This is a genomic window from Roseomonas nitratireducens (assembly GCF_017813355.1).
GTDB classification, from domain to species: domain Bacteria; phylum Pseudomonadota; class Alphaproteobacteria; order Acetobacterales; family Acetobacteraceae; genus Neoroseomonas; species Neoroseomonas nitratireducens.
The window spans coordinates 39,790-62,473 of the sequence record NZ_JAGIYZ010000021.1; the positions used below are offsets into that span (position 1 = coordinate 39,790).

Sequence of the window (22,684 nt, forward strand, 5' to 3'; positions counted from 1 at the left end):
CGCCAGCCCCGGCGCGAGTCTCATCGGGCGGCGAGGAACCCCGTCACCGCCGCGATCGCCGCCTCCCGCGCCGCGGGATCGGCGCCGAAAGTCACGGTCTGGCCGTTCGGCAGGCTGCGCGTGCGCGGCGCCTGCGTCGGGTGGTCGAACATGTGGTGCGCGCCGGCGAAGAGCCGCAGTTCGACCCGCGCGGGCGCGCGTTCGGCCAGCGCCACGCAACGGCGCGCGGGCGTCCAGTCGTCCGCGCCGCCGAGCAGCATCAGCAACGGCACCGGCGCCGCCCAGTCGGGGCTGCCGGTGAGCGTCGCGCCGCAGCCGGGATAGAAGGCGATCGCCCCTCGCAACATCCCTTCGCGCGGCGCGCCGCCGAGTGTGGCGAGCACCGTGCTGCCGCCATGCGACCAGCCGATCAGGAAGGCGCCGCCCGGCGCTTCGCCGGGCTGGCCCGCAACCCAGGCGAGCGCGGCGCGCGCATCGCCCGCGCGCCGCGCCTCGGACCGCATCGGGTGGTCGGCACGCCCACAGGCCTCCCCCAGGCCACGGCTGCCGAAACTGTCCGGGAACAGCATGGGGTGGCCCAGGGCCGTGAGGCGCGCCGCCCAGTCGGCCTCCCGCGCCGGCAGGCGCAGCGGCTGGTCGGGCCGCGCCAGGCCGCCGCAGCCATGCAGCGCGACGACGGTCGGCCGGCGCGGCACGCCCGATGCCGCCGGGACGTGGAAGGCGCGCAGCGTCGCGCCATCCTCGGCGGGGAAGGAGATCTCCTCCGCGCCCGCCGCGATCGGCAGGGCCAGCAGCGCGGCCACGGCAAGGGCCGCCCGGATCACCGGTTCGCGCCGGGCCTGAGCCGAAGCCCCGCGCGGACATTGGTGAAGGGCAGCACCGCCGGGTCGGCGACCACGGGGCCGGGTGCGGCGACGACGATCACCTCCCGCGCGATGGGCTGGAAGTCGGCGCGGAAATGCACGCTCGACTTCACCGCGACGATGCGCTGCTCCGCGGGCTCGACGCCGAGGAAACGGAACAGCGCCTGGTCGTGCCCCTGCATCTTCCGCGTGACGACGATCACGCGCACGCCGGGTGCCACGCGGATCAGCGCGGAAGGGCCGAGATCGGCGGGATTGCCCTTGCCCATCGGGCCGGTCAGGGTGAAGCGGCCATCGGAAAGCCGCTCGATGGTGGCGGTGACGCGCAGCGGCGCGCCGTCGCTCTTGCCGCCGAGGTCGAGCGTGATCGTCGCCCCCTCCCCCGCCGCATGGCAGGCGGCGGCGGCCTCCGCGTCGTTCATCGGCGCGAGCACCGCGCCCTGCGCGCCCTGGCGGATCAGTTCCGCGAGCAGCCCGGTGGTGTCGCCATGCCCGCCGCCGCCGGGATTGTCCTGCGTGTCGGCGAGCACGACGGGGCCGCCGCCCGCACCTTCCATGGCGCGCCGCACGCCTTCGGCTGCTTCCACGACGCCGAGGGCGAATTCCGGTTCCTTCGCCGCGATGAAGCGCGCGAGCGCGTCGGCGGCCTGCGCCGCCTGCTCCTCGGTATCCGCGAAGGACGCGATCGCCATGCCGCAGCCGGGAAAGTCGGCGTAGGGAAAGCCGAAGCAGAAGCCGAGTTCCCAGACGCCCGGCGCCGCGGCCAGTCGCGCGCGTTCGGCCATCACCTCGGCCATCGGCGCGACCATGGTGCATTGGCCGGGCAGCGGGGTCCAGAAATCGAGCTCCTGGAACGCCTTCGCCGGGCGCCGCTTCTCCTGGATCATGCGCAGCAGCAGGCGCGTGGCCTGCGCGCCGGCGGGCTTCATGTCGATGTGCGGATAGGTGCGGAAGGGCACCAGCACATCCGCGTACTGCACCATGGCCGCGGTCTTGTTGGCGTGAGGGTCGAGGCTCGCGGCGATCGGCACGTCGGGTCCCACCACGGCGCGCACGCGGCGCAGCACCTCCCCTTCCGCATCGTCGAAGCCCACCGCGACCATGGCACCATGCAGGTCGAGATAGACGCCGTCGAGCGGGCCTTCCTCCAGCGCGTCGGACAGGGCAGCGACGAGAAGCGCGGCGATGCGCTCGAAGGCCTCGGCGGTCACGGGGCCAGCGGGATTGGCGAAGCCCCAGGCGAGCGGGGCGATGGCGATGCCTTCCTCCTCCGCCACCATGATGGCGCCGGCGGCGGGGCAGGAGGTCGGGCGCAGCGCGTCCAGCAGCGTCGTCGCCTTCTGCAGGGGCGGGAAGCCGCCGGGCCTGACGAATTCGGCCCAGCCCGTGGGCAGCGGCGCGAAGGAATGGCTTTCGTGCAGGAAGCCGCCGATGGCGATGCGGGTCATTGCGTTAGCCTTTCACGATCCCGGCCGTGGCAAGCACCGCATCCGCCAGCACGCGCAGCCCGGCTTCCGCCCATTCGGGCGTGATGCTCTCGGCCTCGTTGTGGCTGATGCCGCCATGGCAGGGGCAGAAGATCATGGTCGCCGGTACGCGGCGCGCGACATAGACGGCGTCGTGTCCGATGCCGGTCGGCATGTCCATGTGCGGGATGCCGAGGCGCTTGGCCGCATCGCGCACGCGCCCGACCAGCGTCGCGTCGAAGGGCGTCAGCGGCGCGTGCCAGAATTCCTCGACGGCGATGCGCACGCCACGCGCGGCCGCGATGGTCGCGGCGCGGGCGCGGATCTCCTCCCCCATCCGCGCGAGCATGGCGGGATCGCCATGCCGCGTGTCGATGCTGAACCAGATGCGGGAGGGGCAGATGTTGCGGCTGTCGGGATAGACGGTCAGGCGCCCGACGGTCGCACGGCCGGGTTCGCCCGCGGCGCTGACTGCGGCGAGCGCGATCTCCTCGACGGCCGCGATCAGGGGTGCGGCGGCCATCATCGCATCGCGTCGCCCGGCCATGGGGGAGCCGCCATGCGCTTCCTCCCCCTCGACCGTCACCTCGTACCAGGTCTGGCCGAGTGCATGCGTGACGACCCCGATGTCGAGGCCGGCGCGTTCCAGCAGCGCGCCCTGTTCGATATGCAGTTCGAAATAGGCCTCGATGTCCCGCAGCAAGGCCGGGTCGGCATCGCCGCGCCAGCCGATGCGGGCGAGCTCAGCGCCGAATTCCTTGCCCTCCGGGTCCTGCTTGGCCAGCACCTCGGCCTCGGTGAAGAGGCCCATGGCTGCGCCGCTGCCCATCATGGGCGGCGAGAAGCGCGCGCCTTCCTCATTCGTCCAGTTGACGAGCATGAGCGGTGCGGCGGTCTCGATCCCGGCTTCATGCACGGCGCGAAGCAGTTCGAGACCCGCCAGCACGCCGAGCACGCCGTCGAACTTGCCGCCTGTCGGCTGGGTATCCAGGTGGCTGCCGAAGGCGACGGGCTTGCGCGCGGGATCGCGGCCGGGCCGCGTCAGCATCATGTTGCCGAGCCGGTCGACGCGCATCGTGCACCCCGCCGCTTCCGCCCAGCGTTGCAGCAGATGCCGACCTTCGGAATCGAGGTCGGTCAGCGTCTGGCGGTTGCACCCGCCCTTCGGCGTGCCGCCGATCCGCGCCATCTCCATCAGGCTGTCCCACAGCCTCGGTCCGGACAGGGGGATATTCATGCGAGGCCTCCCGCGGTTTCGATCACCGCCGGCGCAAGCGCGGCGAGCCCCGCTGCCGACCATTCCGGCGTGATGCTTTCGGCCGGATTGTGACTCAGCCCGCCATGGCAGGGAATGAAGAGCATCGCCGAAGGCACGACGCGCCCGACATGCAGCGCATCGTGCCCGATCGGCGTCGGCAGGTCGCGATGCGCGAGGCCCGCCGCGGCGGCCGCATCGCGCAGCCGCTGCAACAGCATCGGATCGAAGCGGACGGAGGGATAGCCGGAGACGTATTCGATCGTGATCGGCTGCTCGCGGCGCCGGGCGATCTCCTCGCAGGCGGCGGCGAGTGTCGCGCGCATCCCGTCCAGACCGTCCTGCTCGATGTTGCGCAGGCTCGCCACCAGCCGCACCTCGGAGGGGATGTTGCCGCGCGCGTCGGGCGAGAGGGCGAGGCGCGTCGCGGAGGCGAGCCCGCGGCCCGCGGTGCCGAGCGCAATGCTCTCGAGCGTCAGGATCACCTCCGCCGCGCCGAGCAGTGCGTCCCGCCGGTCGGCCATCGCCCCGCCGATATGCCCGTCGCGTCCCGTGACGGTGATGGTGCAATAGGCGACGCCATAGCCATGCGTGACGATGCCGAGGGGGATACCCTCCCGCTCCAGCACCGGCCCCTGCTCGATATGCGCCTCGAAATAGGCGCCGAAACGGCGCGCGGCTGCAGGGTCTTCCGCGCCCTGCCATCCGCACTCGGCAAGCGCCGCCGCGAAGGTGGTCTCGCCGAAGCGATCGGGGGTCGCGAGAAGCCGGTCCTCGGGCGCGAAGCCCATCGCGACCTCGCTCGCCGCCATCGGGGGCGCGAAGCGGGCGCCTTCCTCGTTCGTCCAGTTGACGATGGCGATCGGTGCCTTGGCGCGCGCACCTGCCGCGTGCAGGGCGCGGACGATCTCGAGCCCCGCCAGCACGCCATAGGCGCCGTCGTACTTCCCGCCCGTCGGCACGCTGTCGAGGTGGCTGCCGACCGCGACCGCGGGCAGCGACGGATCGGCACCCGCATAGGTCAGCACCATGGAGCCGAGCCGATCGACAGAGAGCGTGCAGCCGGCGGCGATCGCCCAATCGCGCAACAGGGCGCGCGCCGCGCCGTCCTCGGGCGTCAGCGCCAGGCGGTTCACCCCGCCATCGGGCCGCGCGCCGATGCGCGCCATCTGCATCAGGCTGTCCCACAGCCGGGACGGGTCGAAGCGCGGGGTCATGCCGCCTTCTCCAGCCCGCACCATTCGGCCATGGTCAGCGCGATGGTGCGCGTGATGTCGTGCATGGAGTCCAGCCCCACGCTCTCGTCGATGCCATGGATCTCCTGCGCATCCGGCCCGAAGCAGGCGACCGGCGTGTCCTGATACAGGGTGAAGAAGCGCCCATCCGTCAGCCCCGTGGCCGGGTAGTCGCGCAGGAACCCGCCGGAGACCTCGGCGAAGTTGCGCTTCGCCATGGTCACGATCGGCGCGTTCATGTCGAAGACGCAGGGGTCGGCCATGAAGCCCTTGAAGTCGAGCTTCACCGTCGCGCCCTTCAGCGCCGGGTCGGCGGCGGCCTCGGCGACCAGGCGCTCGATGTCGGCCTTCGTCTGCGCCGCAGTGTATCCCATCATCACGCCCACGCGCATGCCGATGCGCGCGCGGGTGGGCACGGAGGAATTCCACTCCCCGCCCTCGATCGTGCCGAAATTGACGTTCACCGGATGGTTCACGCCGCGGAAGGACGGGTGGATGCGCTCGGCGCGGTTCATCTCGCGCTGGTAGTCCTCGAAGCGCGCGGCGATGGCGTTGGCGGCCTTGATGGCGTTGAGGCCGGCCTGCATGTCGCGCACATGGGCCGGGCGACCGGAGACAGTCACCCAGGCCCAGACCACGCCGACTTCGGCCGAATACATGGCGGGGAGGCCGGGGCCGGGTTCCGGGATGATGACCGCATCGGTGCGCGGCAGGGCCAGCATGGCGGCGAGCGCGCCGTTGCCGGTGCATTCCTCCTCGATCACCGACTGCATCTGCACCTCGGCGGCGGGCTGCAGGCCAGCGAGGCGCAGCGCGCGGAAGGCCGTGACGTAGGAGACGATGCCCGCCTTCATGTCCCCCGCGCCGCGCCCGTACATCCGCCCGCCGCGGATCGCGGGCGCGAAGGGCGGCGTCTCCCACATGTCGGCGGCACCTTCCGGCACCACGTCGACATGGCCCTGCAGCGCGAGGCTCCGCCCCTTGCGTTCCCGCGGCGTATGCACCGCGACGACGTTGTCGCGGCCGTCATAGGAGATGAGCGGCGGCGAGAAGCCCGGATGCGCGGCGAGCGCCGCCGGGTCCGTGGGCACGCGGCGCGGCACGAGGCCGAGATCGTGGTAGATGCGCGCCATCTCGTTCAGCGCGGATTGCTCGTTGCCGAGGGTGGAGGGGCAGCGCACCAGGCGTTCCAGCATCCGCACCGCATCGTCGCGCAACGCCTCCACGGCCTCGAGAATGGCGCGGCGGGCGCCCTGGTCGATCGCTTCGGTCATGGCGTGTCCTCAGGCGGCGATCACCGGCGGCGTCCAGTGCCGCCCCGGGATGCTGTCCAGCAATTGCTGCGTGTAGGGATGCCGCGGATTGCCGAAGACCTCGGCGGTCGGCCCCTGCTCGACGATCGCGCCGCGCTGCATCACCGCGATGCGGTCGCAGACCTGCGCCGCGACGCGAAGGTCGTGGGTGATGAACAGCATCGTCAGGCCGAGCCGCGCGCGGATATCGGCCAGCAGCGCCAGCACCTGCGCCTGCACGCTGACGTCGAGCGCGCTGACGGGCTCGTCCGCGATCAGCAGTTCAGGCTCCATCGCCAGCGCGCGGGCGATGCCGATGCGCTGGCGCTGCCCGCCGGAGAACTCATGCGGGTAGCGGTCCATCGCCCCGGGGTCGAGCTGCACCAGCCTGAGCAGGTCGCGCGCGCGGGCAAGCGCGGCGCCGCGCTCCATGCCATGCGTGATCGGCCCTTCGGCGATGATCTCGCCCACCCGCCGGCGAGGATTCAGCGAGGCGAAGGGGTCCTGGAAGACCATCTGGATCTTCTTGCGATAGGGCTTCCACGCCCCGCGCGAGAGCGGGCGGAGGTCGGCGCCTTCGAAGATGATCTCGCCCTTCTCGGGTTCCACCAGGCGCACGACGCAGCGCGCGAGCGTGGATTTGCCGGAGCCTGATTCGCCGACCAGGCCGAGCGTTTCCCCCTTGCGCAGGGTGAAGTCGGCATCGTGTACGGCGCGCACCACCGGCCTCGGGCCGAACCAGCCGCCGGACCGGCGATAGGTCTTCTCGAGCCCCCGCGCCTCGAGGACCACCGGCGCCGTGCTGGGCGGCGCCACCGAGGAGGTGGCGCCATGGGGCACGGCGGCGATCAGCGCGCGGGTATAGGGGTGCTGCGGCTTGTTCAGGATGTCGGCGGCCGCGCCCTGCTCGACGATGCGGCCATGCTGCATGACGGCGACACGGTCCGCGATTTCCGCCACCACGCCGAAATCATGGGTGATGAACATCACGCCCGTGCCGCGGCGCGACTGGATCTCACGGATCAGGCGCAGGATCTGCATCTGCGTCGTCACGTCGAGCGCCGTCGTCGGCTCGTCCGCGATCAGCAGCGAGGGCTCGAGCGCGAGCGCCATGGCGATCATCACGCGCTGCCGCTGCCCGCCGGACAGGCGGAAGGGGTAGGCGCGGGCCGTCGCCTCGGGGTCGGGAAGGTTCACGGCGGCCAGCAGTTCCGGCACGCGCCGCGCGGCATCCGCCCCGGCGCCATGCACGCGCATCGCCTCCGCGATCTGCTCGCCGACGCGCATGACGGGGTTCAGCGCCGTCATCGGTTCCTGGAAGATCATGGCGAGGCGCTGGCCGCGCAGGCGGCGCATCGCCTCGGTCCCCAGGGCAAGCAGGTCCTTGCCTTCGAAGCCGATGCGACCGGCCTTCACGGGCAGGCTATTCGGCAGCAGGCCCATCACGGCATTCGCGGTGATGGATTTGCCGGAGCCGGACTCACCCACGACGCAGACGATCTCGCCCGGATTGACCGAGAGGGTGATCTCCTCAACCGCATGCGGCCGGTCGCCGCCGGGCGGCAGCGCGACGGTCAGGCCCTCGACGGACAGCAGGCTCATGCCGCGCCCCCGCGCTGGCGGGCAAGGCGCGGGTTCAGCGCGTCCGACAACCCCTCCCCCACCAGGTTCAGCGCCAGCACCGTGAGGAAGATGGCGATGCCCGGGAACACCGACATCCACCAGGCGAGCCGGATCACGCTGCGCCCCGCGCCGATCAGGAAGCCCCAGGTCATCAGGTTCGGATCGCCGAGGCCCAGGAAGGACAGCGCGCTTTCCAGCAGGATCGCCGAAGCGACCATCAGCGAGGAGAGGACGACGATGGGCGACAGCGCGTTCGGCAGAATGTCCGTCAGCACGATGGAGAGGCGCGACTTGCCCAGCACCTCCGCCGCCTGGACGAATTCCCGGTTCCGCAGCGACAGGAATTCGGCCCGCACCACGCGTGCGACCGGCGGCCAGGACACGACGGCGATGGCGAAGACGACCGAGGAGATGGTCGGCGTGAAGATCGCCACCAGCAGGATGGCGAAGACGAAGGACGGGATGGTCTGGAAGAACTCGGTGAAGCGCATCACCGCATCGTCCGCCACCCCGCCGAGATAGCCGGCGAAGGCGCCGAGCGTGACGCCGATCGACAGCGCCGCGACGGTCGACACGGCGCCGACCATGAGCGAGATGCGCGCCCCATGCGCGATGCCCGCCGCCACGTCGCGCCCGAGGCTGTCCGAGCCGAGCAGCATCCCTTCCTCCCCAGGCGGGACGAAGGGCGCGGTCGCCATGTCCCAGGGGCTGCCCGGGAACAGGAAGGGCGCAAGCCCCGCCAGGGCGAAGACCAGCGCCAGGATGACGAGCCCCACCACGGCGCCGCGGTTGCGACGGTAGCGCCGCCAGAAATCGCTCATCCCTCGACCTCCACCCGCGGGTCCACCACGGCGTAGAGGAGGTCCGTCACGAGGTTGAACAGCACCACCATGACCGAGGTGCAGAAGAAGACGCCGAGCAGCACCGCGTAGTCGCGGGCAAGCAGCGCATCGAAGGCGAGCCGCCCGATGCCCGGCCAGGCGAAGACCGTCTCGACCAGGATCGACCCGCCGATGAGCTGCCCCGCCTGGATGCCGGCGAAGGTGATGACCGGCAGCAGCGCGTTGCGCAGCACATGCCGGCGCACCACCTGCCCCTCCGGCACGCCCTTGGCGCGCGCCGTCTTGACGAAATCCTGGTCGGCCACCTCGAGCATCGTCGCCCGCGTCAGCCGCGCATAGACCGCGAGATAGAACAGCCCGAGCGTCGCCGCCGGCAGGATCAGGTGCTTGCCCACGTCGAGCACCGCCTCGATCCCGCTCAGTTCCACGCCGACCGACGCCATGCCGAAACTCGGCAACCATTCGAGCCACACCGAAAAGAACAACACCAGCATCAGCCCGACCCAGAAGAGCGGCGTCGCGTAGAAGGTCAGCGCGAGGATGGTGATGAGGCTGTCCGCCCAGCGCCCCACGCGCCGCGCCGCCAGCGTGCCGAGCGTGATGCCCGCCGTGACCGCGAAGGCGAAGGCCGCGCCGGTTAGCAGCAGCGTCGCCGGAAGGCGTTCGGAAATCAGCTTCCACACCGGCTGCTGCTGCCGGTGCGAGAAGCCGAGGTCGAGCGTGAGCACGCCCTTGAGGTAGATCCACAGCTGGACGTGGAACGGCTTGTCGAGCCCGAACTGCTCACGCAACTGCGCGAGGAAGCGCTCATCGGCCGCCCCGGACTGCCCGGCGATGACGCTCGCCGGGTCGCCGGGGGCCGCGTGGATCAGCAGGAAGTTGCACACGACGATGGCCAGCACCACGGCCACCGCCTTCACGCCGCGCCTCAGCAGGAAGCCCGGCAGACGCGAAAGCTCCATCCCCGGCGCTCAGCCGGCGATGAAGACGTCGTCGAAGGAGGTGTGCACGCCGAGGCCCGTGGTGATCACGTTACGCACGCGCCGGTCGTGGATGGTGGGGAAGGACAGCTCCATCAGCCAGATCTGCGGCACTTCCTCGACCAGCAGCTTCTGCACCTCGCTGAAGGCCGCCTGGCGCTCGGCCGCCGCGGCGGCGGCGCGGGCACGCTGGAACAGCGCATCCACCTGCGGGTTGGCGTAGCCGCCCGTATTGGTGAAGGTCACGCGCTGGATGTTGGTGGACACGTAGGTGCGCTCGACGCCCAGGGTCGGGTCGCCGAACTGGTAGACGAAGTTGATCGTCGTCTCGTATTCCCAGTTGCCGACGCGCCGCGCCCAGGACCCGGCATCGGTGCTCTCCATGTCGAGCGCGACGCCGATGTTGCGCATCGCCTGGCGGAGATATTCCGAGAGCCGCGTCCAGATCTCGCCATAGGGCAGCGCCATGTGCTTGAGCGTGAAGCGCACGCCCTGCGCGTTCCGCGGAAAGCCCGCCTGGTCGAGGATGCGGTTCGCCTCGGCCACGTTGAAGGCGGCCAGCCGCGCCGAGGAATCGTGGAAGCGCGTGGTGCTGGCGACCGGGTTGGTCGCCGGCTTGCCGACGCCGAACCAAAGCCGGTTGACGATGAAGTTGCGGTCGATCGCCATCGACATGGCGCGGCGGACGCGCGCGTCATCGAGAGGCTTCACCCGATGGTTCAGTTCGATCCACGACAGCGGCGAGAAGTACTCCCAGCCATTCGTGTTGACCTCGAGGTTCTGCCGCTGGCGCAGCGCCGGGATGTCGAAGGGCTCGATGTCCGACGCCTGGCTCAGCAGCACCTGGCCGGATTCAAGCGCGAGGCGCCGGCTCTGGCTGTCGGGGATGATGCGGTAGATGATCGTGTCGAGGTAGGGCTGGCCCGGCTTCCAGTAATCCTCGTTGCGGTCGAGCCGGATGAAGTTGCCGCGCTGCCATTCCGTGAACTTGAACGGCCCGGTGCCGACCGGGCGCTGCACTGCGGGCGCGGTCCGGTAGTCCCGCCCGTCGAACAGGTGCTTGGGCACCATCGCCGCGGCCGTCCCGTCGAACATCAGCAGGAAAGGCTGGAAGGGCTGCTTCAGGACGATGCGCACGGTGTGCGGGTCGCGCGCCTCGCAGGTCTCGATCAGCTGGAAGATCGCGCGCGCGCGCGGCGCGAGATCCATGTGGAACTTCATGATCGAGAAGATCACGTCCTCCGCGGTGAAGGGCTGGCCGTCATGCCACTTCACGCCCTGCTGGAGGTTGAAGACGTATTCCTTGCCGTCCGGGCTGATCGTCCAGGACCGGGCGAGCAGCGGCATTGGCTCGAGCGTCGAGGAGAAGGTCAGCAGCCCCTGGAACATCTTCGGCGCGGCCGCGAGCGTCGGCCCCTGCTGGTTCACGCCGATCTGCAGCACCGGCGGCTCGGGCGTGAGCATCATCTGCAAGGTTCCGCCGCGGCGCGGCGCGACACCCTGGGCGAGCGCATCCGAGGCGCGCATCAGGATGGGGGCGGAGCCGGCGGTGGCCATGAAGCCACGACGCGAGACAGCCATGTTCTTTCTCCCTGGGCGTGAAGCGGATGGAGGCTATCCCCCGATCGCCCGCGTGGACAAGGCACGAAGCGCTGCCTAGCCTTGCGCCACGATGAAGACCTTCGCGCACGAATCCCAGGCAGGGCACTCGCCCGCATTCTTCCTCCAGCGCGGCCAGGTGCGCCGCAACTTCGAGGTTCCGGCGCGCGCCGCGGCCCTGGAAGCAGCGCTGCGCCGGCTCGGCCTGGCGCCCGAGGCGCCGCCGCCGCTCGCCCCGCGCGCGCTGGAGGCGGTGCATCGCGCCGACTACCTGGACTATCTCGCCACCGCCGCGACCGAATGGGCGAAGCTGCCGGATCCCGGGCCGGAGGCGGTCGCGAACATCCACCCGGTGCCGGAGATGGTCGCCCAGGGCGGCCGAACGGGTGCGAACATCATCGCCCGCACCGGCTGGTACACCGCGGACACCGCCTGCCCGATCGGGCCCGGCACATGGGACGCCGCGCAGGGTGCCGCGTCATGCGCCCTCGCCGCGGCGGCCGAGGCCGCGAAGGGCGGCACGGCCTATGCGCTCTGCCGCCCGCCCGGGCACCACGCCTATGCCGGGCGCGCGGGTGGTCATTGCTACATCAACAACGCGGCACTCGCCGCGCAGGCGCTGCGCGACGCGGGCGCGGCGCGGGTCGCCGTGCTGGACATCGACAGCCACCACGGCAACGGCACCCAGGGCATCTTCTGGGAGCGCGGCGACGTGCTGACCATCTCGATCCACGGCGACCCGGACAACTACTATCCCTGGTTCGTCGGCCGCACCGCGGAACGCGGCGCCGGCGCGGGGGACGGGCGCAACATGAACATGCCCCTGCCCTTCGGCACGCCCGACGAAGGCTGGCTCGATGCGCTGCGCTACGCGCTTGCCCCGATCCGCGACTTCAAGGCGGAAGCGCTGGTCGTCGCCCTCGGCTTCGATGCCTCGAAGGACGAACCGCTCGGCGCGCTCGCCGTCACCGAGGAAGGCTTCTCCCGCGCCGGCCAGATGATCGGCGCGCTGAAGCTGCCGACCGCCATCACGCAGGAAGGCGGCTACAACGTCGATCTCATCGGGACGCTGCTCGAACGCTTCCTGACCGGCTGGAGCCAAGCATGACCGAAGCGGCCGCCATCCACGAAGCGACGCTCACGCTCGACACCCATATCGACATCCGCTGGCCCGACCCGCCGGACGCGACGACGGAAACCGACCGGCGCGTCGATTTCCCAAAGATGCGCCGCGGCGGGCTGAAGGCCGCGGTCTTCATCGCCTACACGCCGCAGGGCAAGCGCGATGCCGAAGGCCTCGCCGCCGCCGCCGCGCGCGCGGACGCGATGCTGCGCCACATCCGCACCCGCGCGGACGGCGCCACGCGCCGCTTCTGCGCGACGGCGGACGAGTTGGAAGCGGCGCACGCGGCCGGCGCGCTCGCGGTGCTCTCGGCGGTCGAGAACGGGAACGCGCTGGCCCGCGACCTCTCGCGCCTCGCCGAATGGCGCAAGCTCGGCGCCATCTACCTGACCCTGACCCATGACGGGCACAACGACCTTGCCGATGCGGCACGGCCGAAGCCCGACCTCGGCGACGCGGTCGAGGAACATGGCGGCGTGTCAGCCCTCGGCCGTGCCGCGATCGTCGAGATGAACCGTGTTGGGCTGCTCGTCGACGTCTCGCATTCCGCCAAGACCACGATGATGCAGGCGGCGGAACTCTCCCGCGTGCCGATCGTCGCGACCCATTCCTGCTGCCGCGCGCTTTGCGACCATCCGCGCAACCTGGATGACGAGCAGCTCGACATGCTGCGCGCGACCGGCGGCCTCATCCAGATCACCGCGCTCGACGCCTTCCTCCGCCCTGCCCCGCCCGGCGGCAAATCCCCCGCCACGGTGCGGGACATGGCGGACCATGTGGACCACGCGGTGCGGCGGATCGGCATCGACCATGTGGGCCTTTCCTCGGATTTCGACGGCGGCGGCGGCATCCCGGGCTGGAAGGACGCCTCCGACACGGCGAACCTGACCGCGGAACTCGTCGCGCGCGGCTACGGGGCGCGGGAGATCGACCTGCTCTGGTCGGGCAATTTCCGTCGCCTGATGCGCCTGGCCCGCCACGGCGCCCAGGGCTGAGCACGCTCGTTCCGTTCCACCAGAGGACGCCTCATGCATCATCTGCTCGTCGCTGCGGCGATCCTGCTGTTCGCCTTGCCGGTCGGCGCGCAGCAGCGCCAGGCACCGCCGCCCGCCGACATGGCCGGCGCTGCCGACCATCCCCTGGTCGGCCGCTACGATGGCAGCGTGCAGCGCTTGCGCGAGCAGGTTGCCTTCGGCGAGATGCGGATCGTCACCGCGCCGGTCCTGCCTGGCGGCCGGCCGCCAGGGTCTCCCCGCGCGACCGAGGCCAACAGCACCGCCGTTGCCGGTCGCATCACGCGCATGCGTTACGAGGGGCCCGATGGCCGCTCACCGATCGAACTTGTGCGCAACTGGCAACAGCGGCTGCAACAGGGCGGCTTCAGCACCGTCTTCGCATGCGAGGCACGCAGTTGCGGCGGCGGCGGCGCGGATCTGTGGTTTGCGGTGAACGAGGCGCGACCGGGCAATGCGGGCATCGCTTCGAATTGGAGCAGCCAGGCCTACGCCGTGATGCGCCTCGAACGTCCGGCGGGCGATGTGTGGGTCTCCCTGCTCTCCGTCACCGGCCCGCGCGAGCGGCCTCAGACGCTGATCGACGTGGTCGAGGTGCGACCGATGGAGACGGACCGCATTGTCTTCGTCGATGCAGCGCAGATGGACCGCAGCATCGCCGCGACCGGCCGCGTCGCGCTCTATGGCATCGCCTTCGACACCGATCGCGCGGAACCGCGCGCGGAATCCCGCCCGACGATCGAGGAGATCGCGAAATATCTCCGCGCCAATCCGTCGGTCGCCGTTATCGTCACCGGGCACACCGACAGCCAGGGCGGCTTCGAGCATAATGTGGACCTCTCGCGCCGTCGCGCGGCCGCCGTCATCGCAGCCTTGACGCGCGACCACGGAATCGCAGCCGCTCGCCTGACGCCCTTCGGCGCCGGCATGGCCGCGCCGGTCGCGGCGAATGACAGCGAACGGGGTCGCGCCCAGAACCGCCGGGTGGAAATCGTTCGGCGCTGAATTCCCTTAAGGGTTGAGTTTCACCTCTCATTGCGTCACCGTTCCGGTGCGCCATGAGCATCGCCCGCATCGCCACCTTCGCCTTCGCCGGCATCGACCCCGTGCCGGTAGAGGTGCAGGTCCAGGTCGCGCCCGGCCTGCCCGCCTTCATCCTCGTGGGCTTGCCCGACAAGGCGGTGGCCGAAAGCCGGGAACGGGTGCGCGCCGCGCTGACGGGCCTCGGCCTGTCGCTGCCGCCCAAGCGCGTGCTGGTGAACCTCGCGCCCGCTGACATCCTCAAGGAAGGATCGCATTTCGACCTGCCGATCGCGCTCGCGCTGCTGGCGGCGATGGACATCGTCCCGCGGGAGGAAGCGGCGGGCTATGCGGCGCTCGGCGAACTTTCGCTCGATGGCGCCATCATGCCGGTCGCCGGCGTGCTGCCGGCCGCGCTCGGCGCGAGCGCGCGCGGCCTCGGCCTCGTCTGCCCCGCGGCACAGGGAGGGGAAGCAGCCTGGGCGGGACGGATCGAGGTGCTCGCGGCACCCGATATCGGCGCGCTGCTCAATCACTTTCGTGGCGTGCAGCTGCTCGCGCCGCCGCAGCCGCCGCCGCTCGCCACGGGGCCACGCAGCGGTCCCTGCCTGTCGGACGTGAAGGGCCAGGAAAGCGCCAAGCGCGCGATCGAGGTCGCCGCGGCCGGCGGGCACAACCTGCTGATGATCGGCCCGCCGGGCGCGGGCAAGTCGATGCTCGCCGCAAGGCTGCCCGCGCTGCTGCCGGACCTGACGCCGGCCGAGGCGCTCGAGGTTTCCCTGGTGCATTCCGTCGCGGGGATGCTGGAAGGCGGCCGGCTCGTCACCCGCCCGCCCTTCCGCGACCCGCATCATTCGGCCTCCATGCCCGCGCTCGTCGGCGGCGGCGCGCGGGCGCGGCCCGGGGAGATCAGCCTGGCGCATCGCGGCGTGCTGTTCCTCGACGAATGGCCGGAGTTTCCGCGCCCGGCGCTCGAAGCCCTGCGCCAGCCGATGGAAACGGGGCGCACCGTGATCAGCCGCGTCCACGCGCATGTCGCCTACCCTGCACGCTTCCAGTGCATCGCGGCGATGAACCCCTGCCGCTGCGGCTACCTGGGCGAGGCCGGGCGCGAATGCGGCCGCGCCCCGCGCTGCGGGGAGGACTACCGCAACCGCCTCTCGGGCCCGCTGCTCGACCGCATGGACCTGACAATCGAGGTGCGGCCCATCCCCCCCGCCGAACTGACCCGCGCGCCCGCCGGCGAGACGAGCGCCACCGTCGCCCTCCGCGTGCAGGCCGCGCGGGACGCGCAGCGCGCCCGCTGGGGCGAGGCGGGACCGGCGAGCAACGCCGAAGCCCCGATCCAGGACTTGCAGAAGCTGCTGGAACCCGAGGCGGAGCAGCTGATGGAGACAGCGGCGACGCGGCTCGCGCTTTCCTCCCGCGCGCATGTGCGCACGCTGCGGGTGGCGCGCACCATCGCCGATCTCGCCGGCAGCGGCGCGATCCGCCGGATGCATGTGGCCGAGGCGCTGGCCTTCCGGCAGCGGGTGCGCGCGCCCGCCTAGTCCCCCAGCCGGAACGCGTCCGCGATCCGCCGCGCCGTCCCGTCCGCGGCCACGATCACCACGTCGAACCGCATCCCGGCCGCGCCATGGCCGGGATGCGCCGCCAGCCAGCATTCCGCCGCCGCCAGCAACCGCGCCCGCTGCCGCGCGCCGAGCGCCAGCGCCGCCTCGCTCAAGGACGGCCGCGCCTTCACCTCGACGAAGGCGAGCAGCCCGTCGCGTTCCGCGACCATGTCGATCTCGCCCGCCGGCGTCCGGGCGCGGCGGGCGAGCACGGCCCATCCCTCCCGCGCCAGCGCGGCCGCCGCGATCGCTTCCGCGTCCAGCCCCGCGGCCTGGGCGCGGCGCCCGCGGATCAGCCGACGTGTCCTGTCGCCGAAATCATGCATGGCGCTATGCTCGCCGGATGATCCATCGCGCCGCCAGCCTTCTCCTGCTGCTTCTCGCAAGCGTGACGGCCGCGGCGGCCGAGCCGGCCAGGCGGCACATGGTCGCGGCCGGGCATCCGCTGGCCGCCGAGGCGGGGCTTGCCGTGCTGCGCGAAGGCGGGTCCGCCGTCGACGCCGCCGTCGCGGTGCAGATGGTCCTCACGCTGGTCGAACCGCAATCCTCCGGCATCGGCGGCGGTGCCTTCCTGCTGCACTTCCATGCCGGCACCGGCCGCATCGCGGCGTGGGACGGGCGGGAGACGGCGCCCGCGGCCGCGGGCCCGGACCTTTTCCTGCGCGGGGGAAGGCCGATGCCCTTCCTCCAGGCGGTGGTAGGCGGCCGCGCGGTCGGCGTGCCGGGCACGGTCGCGATGCTGGAAGCCGCCCATCGCGAGCATGGCCGCCTGCCCTGGGCGCGGCTGATCGAACCCGCGATACGCTTGGCGGAGCAGGGCTTCCCCATCAGCGCGCGCCTTGCCCGCGACATCGCGGGCGACATGCTGCTGTTGCGCCGCGACCCCGGCGCGGCCGCCTATTTCTTCGACGCGCAGGGGCTGCCGCTGCCCGCCGGGCATATGCTGCGCAACCCCGCCCTTGCCGCGACGCTGCGCGCGATCGCCGAACAGGGCCCGCAGGCGATGGCGCGCGGACCGATCGCGGAGGACATCGTCGCGGCGATCACGCGCCATCCCTCCAACCCGGGCGTGATGGCCGCGACCGACCTGGCCACCTATGCGCCACGACGGCGAGACGCGGTCTGCACCACCTATCGGCGCTACCGCGTCTGCGGCTTCCCGCCGCCGTCGTCCGGCGGCGTCGCCGTCGCGCAGATCCTCGGCCTGCTCGGCCATTTCGACCTGCCGAGGCTCGACCCGCGCGGGGCGGAGGCGGCGCACCTCATCGCGGAGGCCGGCCGCCTCGCCTTCGCCGACCGCAACGCCTACCTGGCCGATCCGGACTTCGTCTCCGTCCCGGTGCGCGGGCTCACGGACACGGGCTACGTCACGGCGCGCGCCCAGTTCATCGACCGGGATCGCGCCATCGTGGCGCCACGGCCCGGCAACCCGCCCTGGCGAGAGACGCGCTACGCCCCGCAGGCGCAGGACTTCGAAGCCGGCACGAGCCACCTGTCCATCGTCGACGCCGAGGGCAATGCGGTCGCCATGACCACGACGATCGAGGCGCTGTTCGGCGCGCGCGTGATGGTGCGCGGCTTCCTGCTGAACAACGAGCTGACCGACTTCTCCTTCGCGCCGGAACAGGACGGGCGCCCGGTCGCGAACAGGGTCGAGGGCGGCAAGCGGCCGCGCTCCTCGATGTCGCCCAGCATCGTGCTCGACGACGAGGGGCGCCTGCACGCCGTCGCGGGTTCGCCCGGCGGGGCGCGGATCATCGGCTACGTCGCGCAGGCGCTCGTCGCGCTGCTGGACTGGGGCATGACGCCGCAGGAGGCCGCCGCCCTTCCCCATGTCGGGACGATCGGCGGCGCCGTCGAGCTCGAGGCCGAGACGCCGGCCGCCGCGCTGGCGCCCGCCCTTCGCGCGCGCGGGCATGACGTGCAGATCCGCGACATGCCGTCGGGGCTGCAGGTCATCCGCGTCACGCGGGACGGGCTGCTCGGCGGTGCCGATCCACGGCGGGAGGGTGTGGCCATCGGTGACTGACGCGAGCGCCTACACGGTCGAGAGCGACGCCGCGACAGCGGAGGAGATCGCACGCATCGAGGCGATTGCCGACGCGCAGGCAGGCGCCGCGCGCAATGCCGTGACCGGCGGGCTGGCCGGCCTCGCCCTCGTGCTGGCGATCGTCTTCGGCGTCATCTTCGTACTCGACCTCGCCTTCGGGATCATCGAGCGCGGCCACTGGATCGTGCTGGTGATGGGCTCGACGATCATGGTCGTGCCCATGCTGCTGATCCACCTGCGCAGCGCGCGGGAAGGCCAGGCCGATCGCAACGCCTTCGCCAGGTCCCTTCGACTCCAGGCCGCCACGGGCAAGGTGCTGCGCCATCGCCTGCGCCGCGACGCCGCGCACCTGTTCGTCGAGCACGAGCACGGCGTGATGCATCTCTCCCCGGCGGATGGGGGGCGGACGCTGTTCCTCGATTTTTCGAGCGTCGGCGACGATCCGCGCTGGGAGGAATGGTACGCCAAGGGCCGGATCGACCGGGCCGAATGGCGCTGGACGACGACGCCGGATGGCGAAGCCCTCCTCGACTTCACGGCCGACGGCGCGGCGCTGACGCCGAGGCGGCTGCTGGATGCGCAGGGCCGCAGCGATGACGCGGCCGCGGCGGATGCCTTCGAAAGCCTCGGCTCGCCGCGGGACGGGGCGCTGCTGCGCCGGCCCTTCGCGGATATCGAGGCGTCGCTGGGCGCGCGCTGAACGACGGCCCGGAACTGCCATCGCGCCGATCAAGCGTGATCGGATGGCGGCGTCGCGCGCGCCCCTACGCCGCGTCGCGCGCGATCGCCGGCATCGGCATCGCGTCGTCCCGCCCTTCCTCGACCGCGTGGCAGGCGACCATGGCGCCCCCGGCCGACTTCATCTCCGGCCTTTCGCGCTTGCAGCGATCCTGCGCGAGCGGGCAGCGCGGATGGAAGGCGCAGCCCGAGGGCGGGGTGATCGGCGACGGCACCTCGCCACCCACCGGGATGCGGTCCCGCCCCGTCATCTCGAGGTCAGGGATCGCTTCCATCAGCGCCCGCGTATAGGGGTGGCGCGGGCGCCGGAAGAGGCTCTCCGCCGGCGCGAGTTCCGCCAGCCGGCCGAGATACATCACCCCGATCCGGTCGCTCACCTGCCGCACCACGGCCAGGTTGTGGCTGATGAACAGGAAGGTCAGCCCGAGCCGCTGCTGCAGTTCCTTCATCAGGTTCAGGATCTGCGCCTGGACGGACACGTCGAGCGCGCTGGTCGGCTCGTCGCAGACCAGGAACTCGGGGTTCGAGGACAGCGCCCGCGCGATCGAGATGCGCTGGCGCTGCCCGCCCGAGAATTCATGCGGGAACTTGTCGCCATCGAGCGGCGAGAGGCCGACCTGGGTCAGCAGCTCGGCGACGCGCATCTCCTCCTCGGCCTTCGTCGTCACCAGGCCAAAGGCACGGATCGGCTCGGCCACGATGTTCTTCACGCGCCAGCGCGGGTTCAGCGAGGCATAGGGATCCTGGAAGATCATCTGCATGCGCCGGCGCTGGTCCGCCGAGGCGCGCGCGGCGCCGAGGTCCCGCCCGTCGAAGCGCACCGACCCCGCCGTCGGCGTGTACAGCCCGACCGCCAGCCGCGCGACGGTCGACTTGCCGCAGCCGGATTCGCCCACGAGCGAGAGCGTCCGGCCCTTTGGGATGTCGAAGGAGATGCCGTCGACCGCCTTCAGCGTCCGCCGTCCTTCCCGCGCGACCATGCGCTGGAGCAGCGGGCGGGACACGTCGAAATGGCGCGCCAGGTCGCGCGCCTCGAACATCGGCGGGGCGTCAGCCATGGGGCGCCTCCAGCGCATAGAGCCAGCAGGCGGCGCGCGTCGTGCCGGCGTCCAGCAGGTCCGGCCGTTCGTCGGCGCAGCGCGAGAACACCTTGGGGCAGCGCGGGTTGTAGGCGCAGCCGCGCGGGATGGCCGACAGCCGCGGCATGGCGCCGTCGATCTGCGCGAGCCGTTCGACCCGCCGGTCGAGCGGCGGGATCGATGCCATGAGGCCCGCCGAATACGGGTGGTTGGCGTGCTTCACCACCTCCCGCACCGGGCCGATCTCGGCGACGCGGCCGGCATACATCACCGCGACGCGATCGGCGGTCTCCGCGATCACGCCCATGTCGTGCGTGACGAGCATCATCGCCGTCCCCTTCTCCCGCGCCAAGCGCTTCAGCAGCGCGATGACCTGCGCCTGGATCGAGACGTCGAGCGCGGTGGTGGGCTCGTCCGCCACGATCAACCGCGGTTCGGCGCAGAGGGCGAGCGCGATGACGACGCGCTGGCGCATCCCCCCCGAGAATTCATGCGGGTAGCTGTCGATGCGCTGCGCCGCGGCCGGGATGCCGACCATCTCGAGCCATTCGATGGCGCGCCTGCGCGCTTCCGCCGGGCCGATCGGCAGATGCGTCGTCATCGTCTCGGTCAGCTGGCGGCCGACCGTGTAGAGCGGGTTCAGCGTGGTCAGCGGGTCCTGGAAGATCGCGCCGATCTCCTTGCCGCGGATGCGGCGCATCTGCTCGTAGCGGAGATTGTCGATCCGCCTGCCGTCGAGCAGGATCTGCCCCTTCGCGATCCGCCCGGGCGGCTCCAGCAGGCCGATGATGGCCGCGCCGGTCATGGACTTGCCGGCGCCGGATTCACCGACCACGCCCAGCACCTCGCCAGGGCTGATGGAAAACGACACGTCGTCGAGGGCGACCAGCGTTCCCCGGCGCGTGGGGAATTCCACGCGCAGGTTGCGCACTTCCAGCAGGGGGGCAGCGTTCGACATCAGCGCAGCTTCGGATTGAGGGCGTCGCGCAGCCAGTCGCCCAGCAGGTTGACGGACAGCACCATCGCGATCAGCGCGACGCCGGGGAAGATCGTGATCCACCACTCGCCCGAGAACAGGAAGTCGTTGCCGATCCTGATCAGCGTCCCGAGCGATGGCTGGGTCGGCGGCACGCCGACGCCGAGGAAGGAGAGCGTCGCCTCCGACAGGATGGCGAGGCCGAGGTTGAGCGTCGCCACCACCAGCACCGGCCCGATCACGTTGGGCAGGACGTGGCTGACCATGATGCGCGCCTTGGGCACGCCGATGACGCGCGCCGCCTGGACGTATTCCTTGTTGCGCTCGACCAGCGTCGAGCCGCGCACGGTGCGGGCGAATTTCGGCCATTCGCTGATGCCGATGGCGAAGATCACGACGAACAGCGCAATGTCGGCATGCACCTCCCGCGGCAGGGCGGCGCGCACCACGCCATCGACCAGCAGCGCCACCAGGATGGAGGGGAAGGTCAGCTGGATGTCGCAGATGCGCATCAGCAGGCTGTCGATCGCCCCGCCCAGATAGCCCGCCAGCAGGCCGAGCGAGACGCCGAGCAGCGTCGCGAAGACGGTCGCCGAGATGCCGACCAGCAGCGAGACGCGCGCGCCGTACATGATGGCCGACAGAACGTCCCGGCCCTGGTCGTCGGTGCCGAGGACGTATTCGCGCGCGCCTTCTTCCGTCCAGGCCGGCGGCTTGAAGGCATCGATCAGGTTGAGGCTGGCGAGGTCGAAGGGGTTATGCGGCGCGATCCAGGGCGCGAAGACCGCGCCTAGGATGCAGATCGCCGCGACGATCGCCGATACGATGGTGACCGGCGAACGAGTGAAGGAGAACCAGAGATCGCTGTCGAAGAAGCGGCGGATGGCCTGGTCCATGGCTCAGTGCCCCCCCTTGCCGCGCCCGATCCGCAGCCGCGGATCGACGGCGTAGTAGAGCAGGTCGACGATCAGGTTGATGGTCACGAAGACAAGCGAGATCAGCAGCAGGTAGGCGCTCATCACCGGGATGTCGGCCGCGCCCACGGACTGGATGAACAGCAGCCCCATGCCCGGCCACTGGAACACCGTCTCGGTGACGATGGCGAAGGCGATGATGGCGCCCAGCTGCAGCCCCACGATGGTGATCACCGGCACCAGCGTGTTCTTCAGCGCATGGCCGAAATGCACCGCCCGGTTCGGCAGGCCGCGCGCGCGGGCAAACTTGATGTAGTCCGTGCGCAGCACCTCCAGCATCTCGGCGCGCACCAGGCGCATGATCAGCGTCAGCTGGAACAGGCCGAGCGTGATCGCCGGCAGCACCAGCGCCTTGAGCCCGGTCAGCGTCAGGAACCCCGTGGTCCAGCCGCCGAGCGCGACCGTGTCCCCACGCCCGAAGGAGGGCAGCCAGCCGAGCCAGACGGCGAAGACGAGAATGAGCAGGATGCCGATCAGGAAGGTGGGCAGGGACACGCCGATCAGGCTGAAGGTCAGGAAGAAGCGCGACGGCCAGGAATTGCGGTAGAGCCCGGTATAGACCCCCATCGGGACGCCGACGATCAGCGCCAGCGCGGCCGCGGTGAAGGCGAGTTCGAGCGTCGCCGGGGCGCGTTCCGCGATCAGGTCGGCGACGGGCCGCGACAGCCGGTAGGACAGGCCGAATTCGCCCTGCGCCGCGTTGCCGATGAAGGTCGCGAACTGCACCCAGAAGGGGCGGTCGAGGCCGAGTTCGGCCACCAGCGCGTCACGCTGCGCCTGGGTGTAGTCCTGCCCCAGCATGATCGCGACCGGGTCGCCGACATAGGCGAACATGGCGAAGGAGATCAGCGCGACCGCGAGCAAGACGGGCAGCGCCTGGAAGATGCGGCTGACGATGAAGGCGAACATCTTTGTGCTCCGATCCGGGCGCGGCCATGCAAGC

The 22,684-nt window shown here is 71.2% G+C and carries 20 protein-coding genes; 6 read left to right on the top strand and 14 right to left on the bottom strand.

Annotated features, from left to right (window positions below; translation table 11 throughout):
* Positions 1–20: 20 nt before the first annotated feature.
* From J5Y09_RS18975 to J5Y09_RS19015, 9 genes are read right to left on the bottom strand one after another with little or no spacing between them, the layout of a single operon-like run.
* On the bottom strand, positions 21–824 hold the full coding sequence (locus tag J5Y09_RS18975; RefSeq protein WP_209353394.1) for a dienelactone hydrolase family protein: 804 nt from the start codon (positions 822–824) through the stop codon (positions 21–23).
* Positions 821–2,311, bottom strand: a complete 1,491-nt coding sequence (locus J5Y09_RS18980; RefSeq protein WP_209353395.1) for a M81 family metallopeptidase — start codon at positions 2,309–2,311, stop codon at positions 821–823. Before J5Y09_RS18980 ends, J5Y09_RS18975 begins: the two co-directional genes overlap by 4 nt.
* Before the next feature lie 4 nt (positions 2,312–2,315).
* Positions 2,316–3,566, bottom strand: a complete 1,251-nt coding sequence (locus J5Y09_RS18985; protein ID WP_209353396.1) for a Zn-dependent hydrolase — start codon at positions 3,564–3,566, stop codon at positions 2,316–2,318.
* Positions 3,563–4,801 (bottom strand): hydantoinase/carbamoylase family amidase, encoded by a 1,239-nt coding sequence (locus J5Y09_RS18990; RefSeq protein ID WP_209353397.1) that lies wholly within the window; start codon positions 4,799–4,801, stop codon positions 3,563–3,565. Before J5Y09_RS18990 ends, J5Y09_RS18985 begins: the two co-directional genes overlap by 4 nt.
* On the bottom strand, positions 4,798–6,093 hold the full coding sequence (locus tag J5Y09_RS18995) for an ArgE/DapE family deacylase (protein WP_209353398.1): 1,296 nt from the start codon (positions 6,091–6,093) through the stop codon (positions 4,798–4,800). Before J5Y09_RS18995 ends, J5Y09_RS18990 begins: the two co-directional genes overlap by 4 nt.
* A 9-nt stretch (positions 6,094–6,102) precedes the next feature.
* A complete protein-coding gene (locus tag J5Y09_RS19000; protein WP_209353399.1) occupies positions 6,103–7,713 on the bottom strand; it encodes an ABC transporter ATP-binding protein in 1,611 nt (536 codons plus the stop codon).
* On the bottom strand, positions 7,710–8,555 hold the full coding sequence (locus tag J5Y09_RS19005) for an ABC transporter permease (protein WP_209353400.1): 846 nt from the start codon (positions 8,553–8,555) through the stop codon (positions 7,710–7,712). Before J5Y09_RS19005 ends, J5Y09_RS19000 begins: the two co-directional genes overlap by 4 nt.
* Positions 8,552–9,538 (bottom strand): ABC transporter permease, encoded by a 987-nt coding sequence (locus J5Y09_RS19010; RefSeq protein WP_209353401.1) that lies wholly within the window; start codon positions 9,536–9,538, stop codon positions 8,552–8,554. Before J5Y09_RS19010 ends, J5Y09_RS19005 begins: the two co-directional genes overlap by 4 nt.
* Positions 9,539–9,547: 9 nt before the next feature.
* Positions 9,548–11,137 (bottom strand): ABC transporter substrate-binding protein, encoded by a 1,590-nt coding sequence (locus J5Y09_RS19015; protein ID WP_245217235.1) that lies wholly within the window; start codon positions 11,135–11,137, stop codon positions 9,548–9,550.
* A gap of 91 nt (positions 11,138–11,228) precedes the next feature.
* On the opposite strand from J5Y09_RS19015, the gene J5Y09_RS19020 reads away from it, so the two are divergent.
* From J5Y09_RS19020 to J5Y09_RS19035, 4 genes are read left to right on the top strand one after another with little or no spacing between them, the layout of a single operon-like run.
* Entirely contained in the window at positions 11,229–12,263 is a 1,035-nt protein-coding gene (locus tag J5Y09_RS19020; protein ID WP_209353402.1) for a histone deacetylase family protein, read from the top strand.
* Entirely contained in the window at positions 12,260–13,273 is a 1,014-nt protein-coding gene (locus J5Y09_RS19025) for a dipeptidase (RefSeq protein ID WP_209353403.1), read from the top strand. The genes J5Y09_RS19020 and J5Y09_RS19025 overlap by 4 nt, the downstream gene beginning before the upstream one ends.
* 33 nt (positions 13,274–13,306) lie before the next feature.
* Entirely contained in the window at positions 13,307–14,296 is a 990-nt protein-coding gene (locus J5Y09_RS19030) for an OmpA family protein (protein ID WP_209353404.1), read from the top strand.
* A gap of 53 nt (positions 14,297–14,349) precedes the next feature.
* Complete coding sequence (locus J5Y09_RS19035) at positions 14,350–15,861, top strand: YifB family Mg chelatase-like AAA ATPase (RefSeq protein WP_209353405.1); 1,512 nt, start codon at positions 14,350–14,352, stop codon at positions 15,859–15,861.
* Here J5Y09_RS19035 and J5Y09_RS19040 read toward each other — a convergent pair.
* Complete coding sequence (locus J5Y09_RS19040) at positions 15,858–16,250, bottom strand: YraN family protein (protein ID WP_209353406.1); 393 nt, start codon at positions 16,248–16,250, stop codon at positions 15,858–15,860. The genes J5Y09_RS19035 and J5Y09_RS19040 overlap by 4 nt on opposite strands.
* Before the next feature lie 17 nt (positions 16,251–16,267).
* On the opposite strand from J5Y09_RS19040, the gene ggt reads away from it, so the two are divergent.
* Both ggt and J5Y09_RS19050 read left to right on the top strand, forming a co-directional pair.
* Entirely contained in the window at positions 16,268–17,953 is a 1,686-nt protein-coding gene (gene ggt, locus J5Y09_RS19045; RefSeq protein WP_209353407.1) for a gamma-glutamyltransferase, read from the top strand.
* Complete coding sequence (locus J5Y09_RS19050) at positions 17,946–18,674, top strand: hypothetical protein (protein ID WP_209353408.1); 729 nt, start codon at positions 17,946–17,948, stop codon at positions 18,672–18,674. Before ggt ends, J5Y09_RS19050 begins: the two co-directional genes overlap by 8 nt.
* Positions 18,675–18,738: 64 nt before the next feature.
* Here the strand turns inward: J5Y09_RS19050 and J5Y09_RS19055 are convergent, their stop codons facing one another.
* From J5Y09_RS19055 to J5Y09_RS19070, 4 genes are read right to left on the bottom strand one after another with little or no spacing between them, the layout of a single operon-like run.
* Complete coding sequence (locus J5Y09_RS19055; protein WP_209353409.1) at positions 18,739–19,770, bottom strand: ABC transporter ATP-binding protein; 1,032 nt, start codon at positions 19,768–19,770, stop codon at positions 18,739–18,741.
* Positions 19,763–20,749 (bottom strand): ABC transporter ATP-binding protein, encoded by a 987-nt coding sequence (locus tag J5Y09_RS19060; protein WP_209353410.1) that lies wholly within the window; start codon positions 20,747–20,749, stop codon positions 19,763–19,765. The genes J5Y09_RS19055 and J5Y09_RS19060 overlap by 8 nt, the downstream gene beginning before the upstream one ends.
* Complete coding sequence (locus tag J5Y09_RS19065; RefSeq protein WP_209353411.1) at positions 20,749–21,663, bottom strand: ABC transporter permease; 915 nt, start codon at positions 21,661–21,663, stop codon at positions 20,749–20,751. Before J5Y09_RS19065 ends, J5Y09_RS19060 begins: the two co-directional genes overlap by 1 nt.
* Positions 21,664–21,666: 3 nt before the next feature.
* Positions 21,667–22,650, bottom strand: coding sequence for an ABC transporter permease (locus tag J5Y09_RS19070; protein WP_209353412.1), 984 nt, complete (start codon positions 22,648–22,650; stop codon positions 21,667–21,669).
* Between the last annotated feature and the right edge of the window lie 34 nt (positions 22,651–22,684).

Bases quoted from the DNA above. Each gene is read 5' to 3' on its own strand.
- J5Y09_RS19035 (WP_209353405.1), top strand. From the start codon at position 14,350: ATGAGCATCGCCCGCATCGCCACCTTCGCCTTCGCCGGCATCGACCCC.
- J5Y09_RS19030 (WP_209353404.1), top strand. From the start codon at position 13,307: ATGCATCATCTGCTCGTCGCTGCGGCGATCCTGCTGTTCGCCTTGCCG.
- J5Y09_RS18985 (WP_209353396.1), bottom strand. From the start codon at position 3,566: ATGAATATCCCCCTGTCCGGACCGAGGCTGTGGGACAGCCTGATGGAG.
- J5Y09_RS19060 (WP_209353410.1), bottom strand. From the start codon at position 20,749: ATGTCGAACGCTGCCCCCCTGCTGGAAGTGCGCAACCTGCGCGTGGAA.
- J5Y09_RS19015 (WP_245217235.1), bottom strand. From the start codon at position 11,137: ATGGCTGTCTCGCGTCGTGGCTTCATGGCCACCGCCGGCTCCGCCCCC.
- J5Y09_RS19040 (WP_209353406.1), bottom strand. From the start codon at position 16,250: ATGCATGATTTCGGCGACAGGACACGTCGGCTGATCCGCGGGCGCCGC.
- ggt (WP_209353407.1), top strand. From the start codon at position 16,268: ATGATCCATCGCGCCGCCAGCCTTCTCCTGCTGCTTCTCGCAAGCGTG.
- J5Y09_RS19000 (WP_209353399.1), bottom strand. From the start codon at position 7,713: ATGAGCCTGCTGTCCGTCGAGGGCCTGACCGTCGCGCTGCCGCCCGGC.
- J5Y09_RS19020 (WP_209353402.1), top strand. From the start codon at position 11,229: ATGAAGACCTTCGCGCACGAATCCCAGGCAGGGCACTCGCCCGCATTC.
- J5Y09_RS18995 (WP_209353398.1), bottom strand. From the start codon at position 6,093: ATGACCGAAGCGATCGACCAGGGCGCCCGCCGCGCCATTCTCGAGGCC.
- J5Y09_RS19010 (WP_209353401.1), bottom strand. From the start codon at position 9,538: ATGGAGCTTTCGCGTCTGCCGGGCTTCCTGCTGAGGCGCGGCGTGAAG.
- J5Y09_RS19005 (WP_209353400.1), bottom strand. From the start codon at position 8,555: ATGAGCGATTTCTGGCGGCGCTACCGTCGCAACCGCGGCGCCGTGGTG.
- J5Y09_RS18990 (WP_209353397.1), bottom strand. From the start codon at position 4,801: ATGACCCCGCGCTTCGACCCGTCCCGGCTGTGGGACAGCCTGATGCAG.
- J5Y09_RS18980 (WP_209353395.1), bottom strand. From the start codon at position 2,311: ATGACCCGCATCGCCATCGGCGGCTTCCTGCACGAAAGCCATTCCTTC.
- J5Y09_RS19070 (WP_209353412.1), bottom strand. From the start codon at position 22,650: ATGTTCGCCTTCATCGTCAGCCGCATCTTCCAGGCGCTGCCCGTCTTG.
- J5Y09_RS19025 (WP_209353403.1), top strand. From the start codon at position 12,260: ATGACCGAAGCGGCCGCCATCCACGAAGCGACGCTCACGCTCGACACC.
- J5Y09_RS19055 (WP_209353409.1), bottom strand. From the start codon at position 19,770: ATGGCTGACGCCCCGCCGATGTTCGAGGCGCGCGACCTGGCGCGCCAT.
- J5Y09_RS19065 (WP_209353411.1), bottom strand. From the start codon at position 21,663: ATGGACCAGGCCATCCGCCGCTTCTTCGACAGCGATCTCTGGTTCTCC.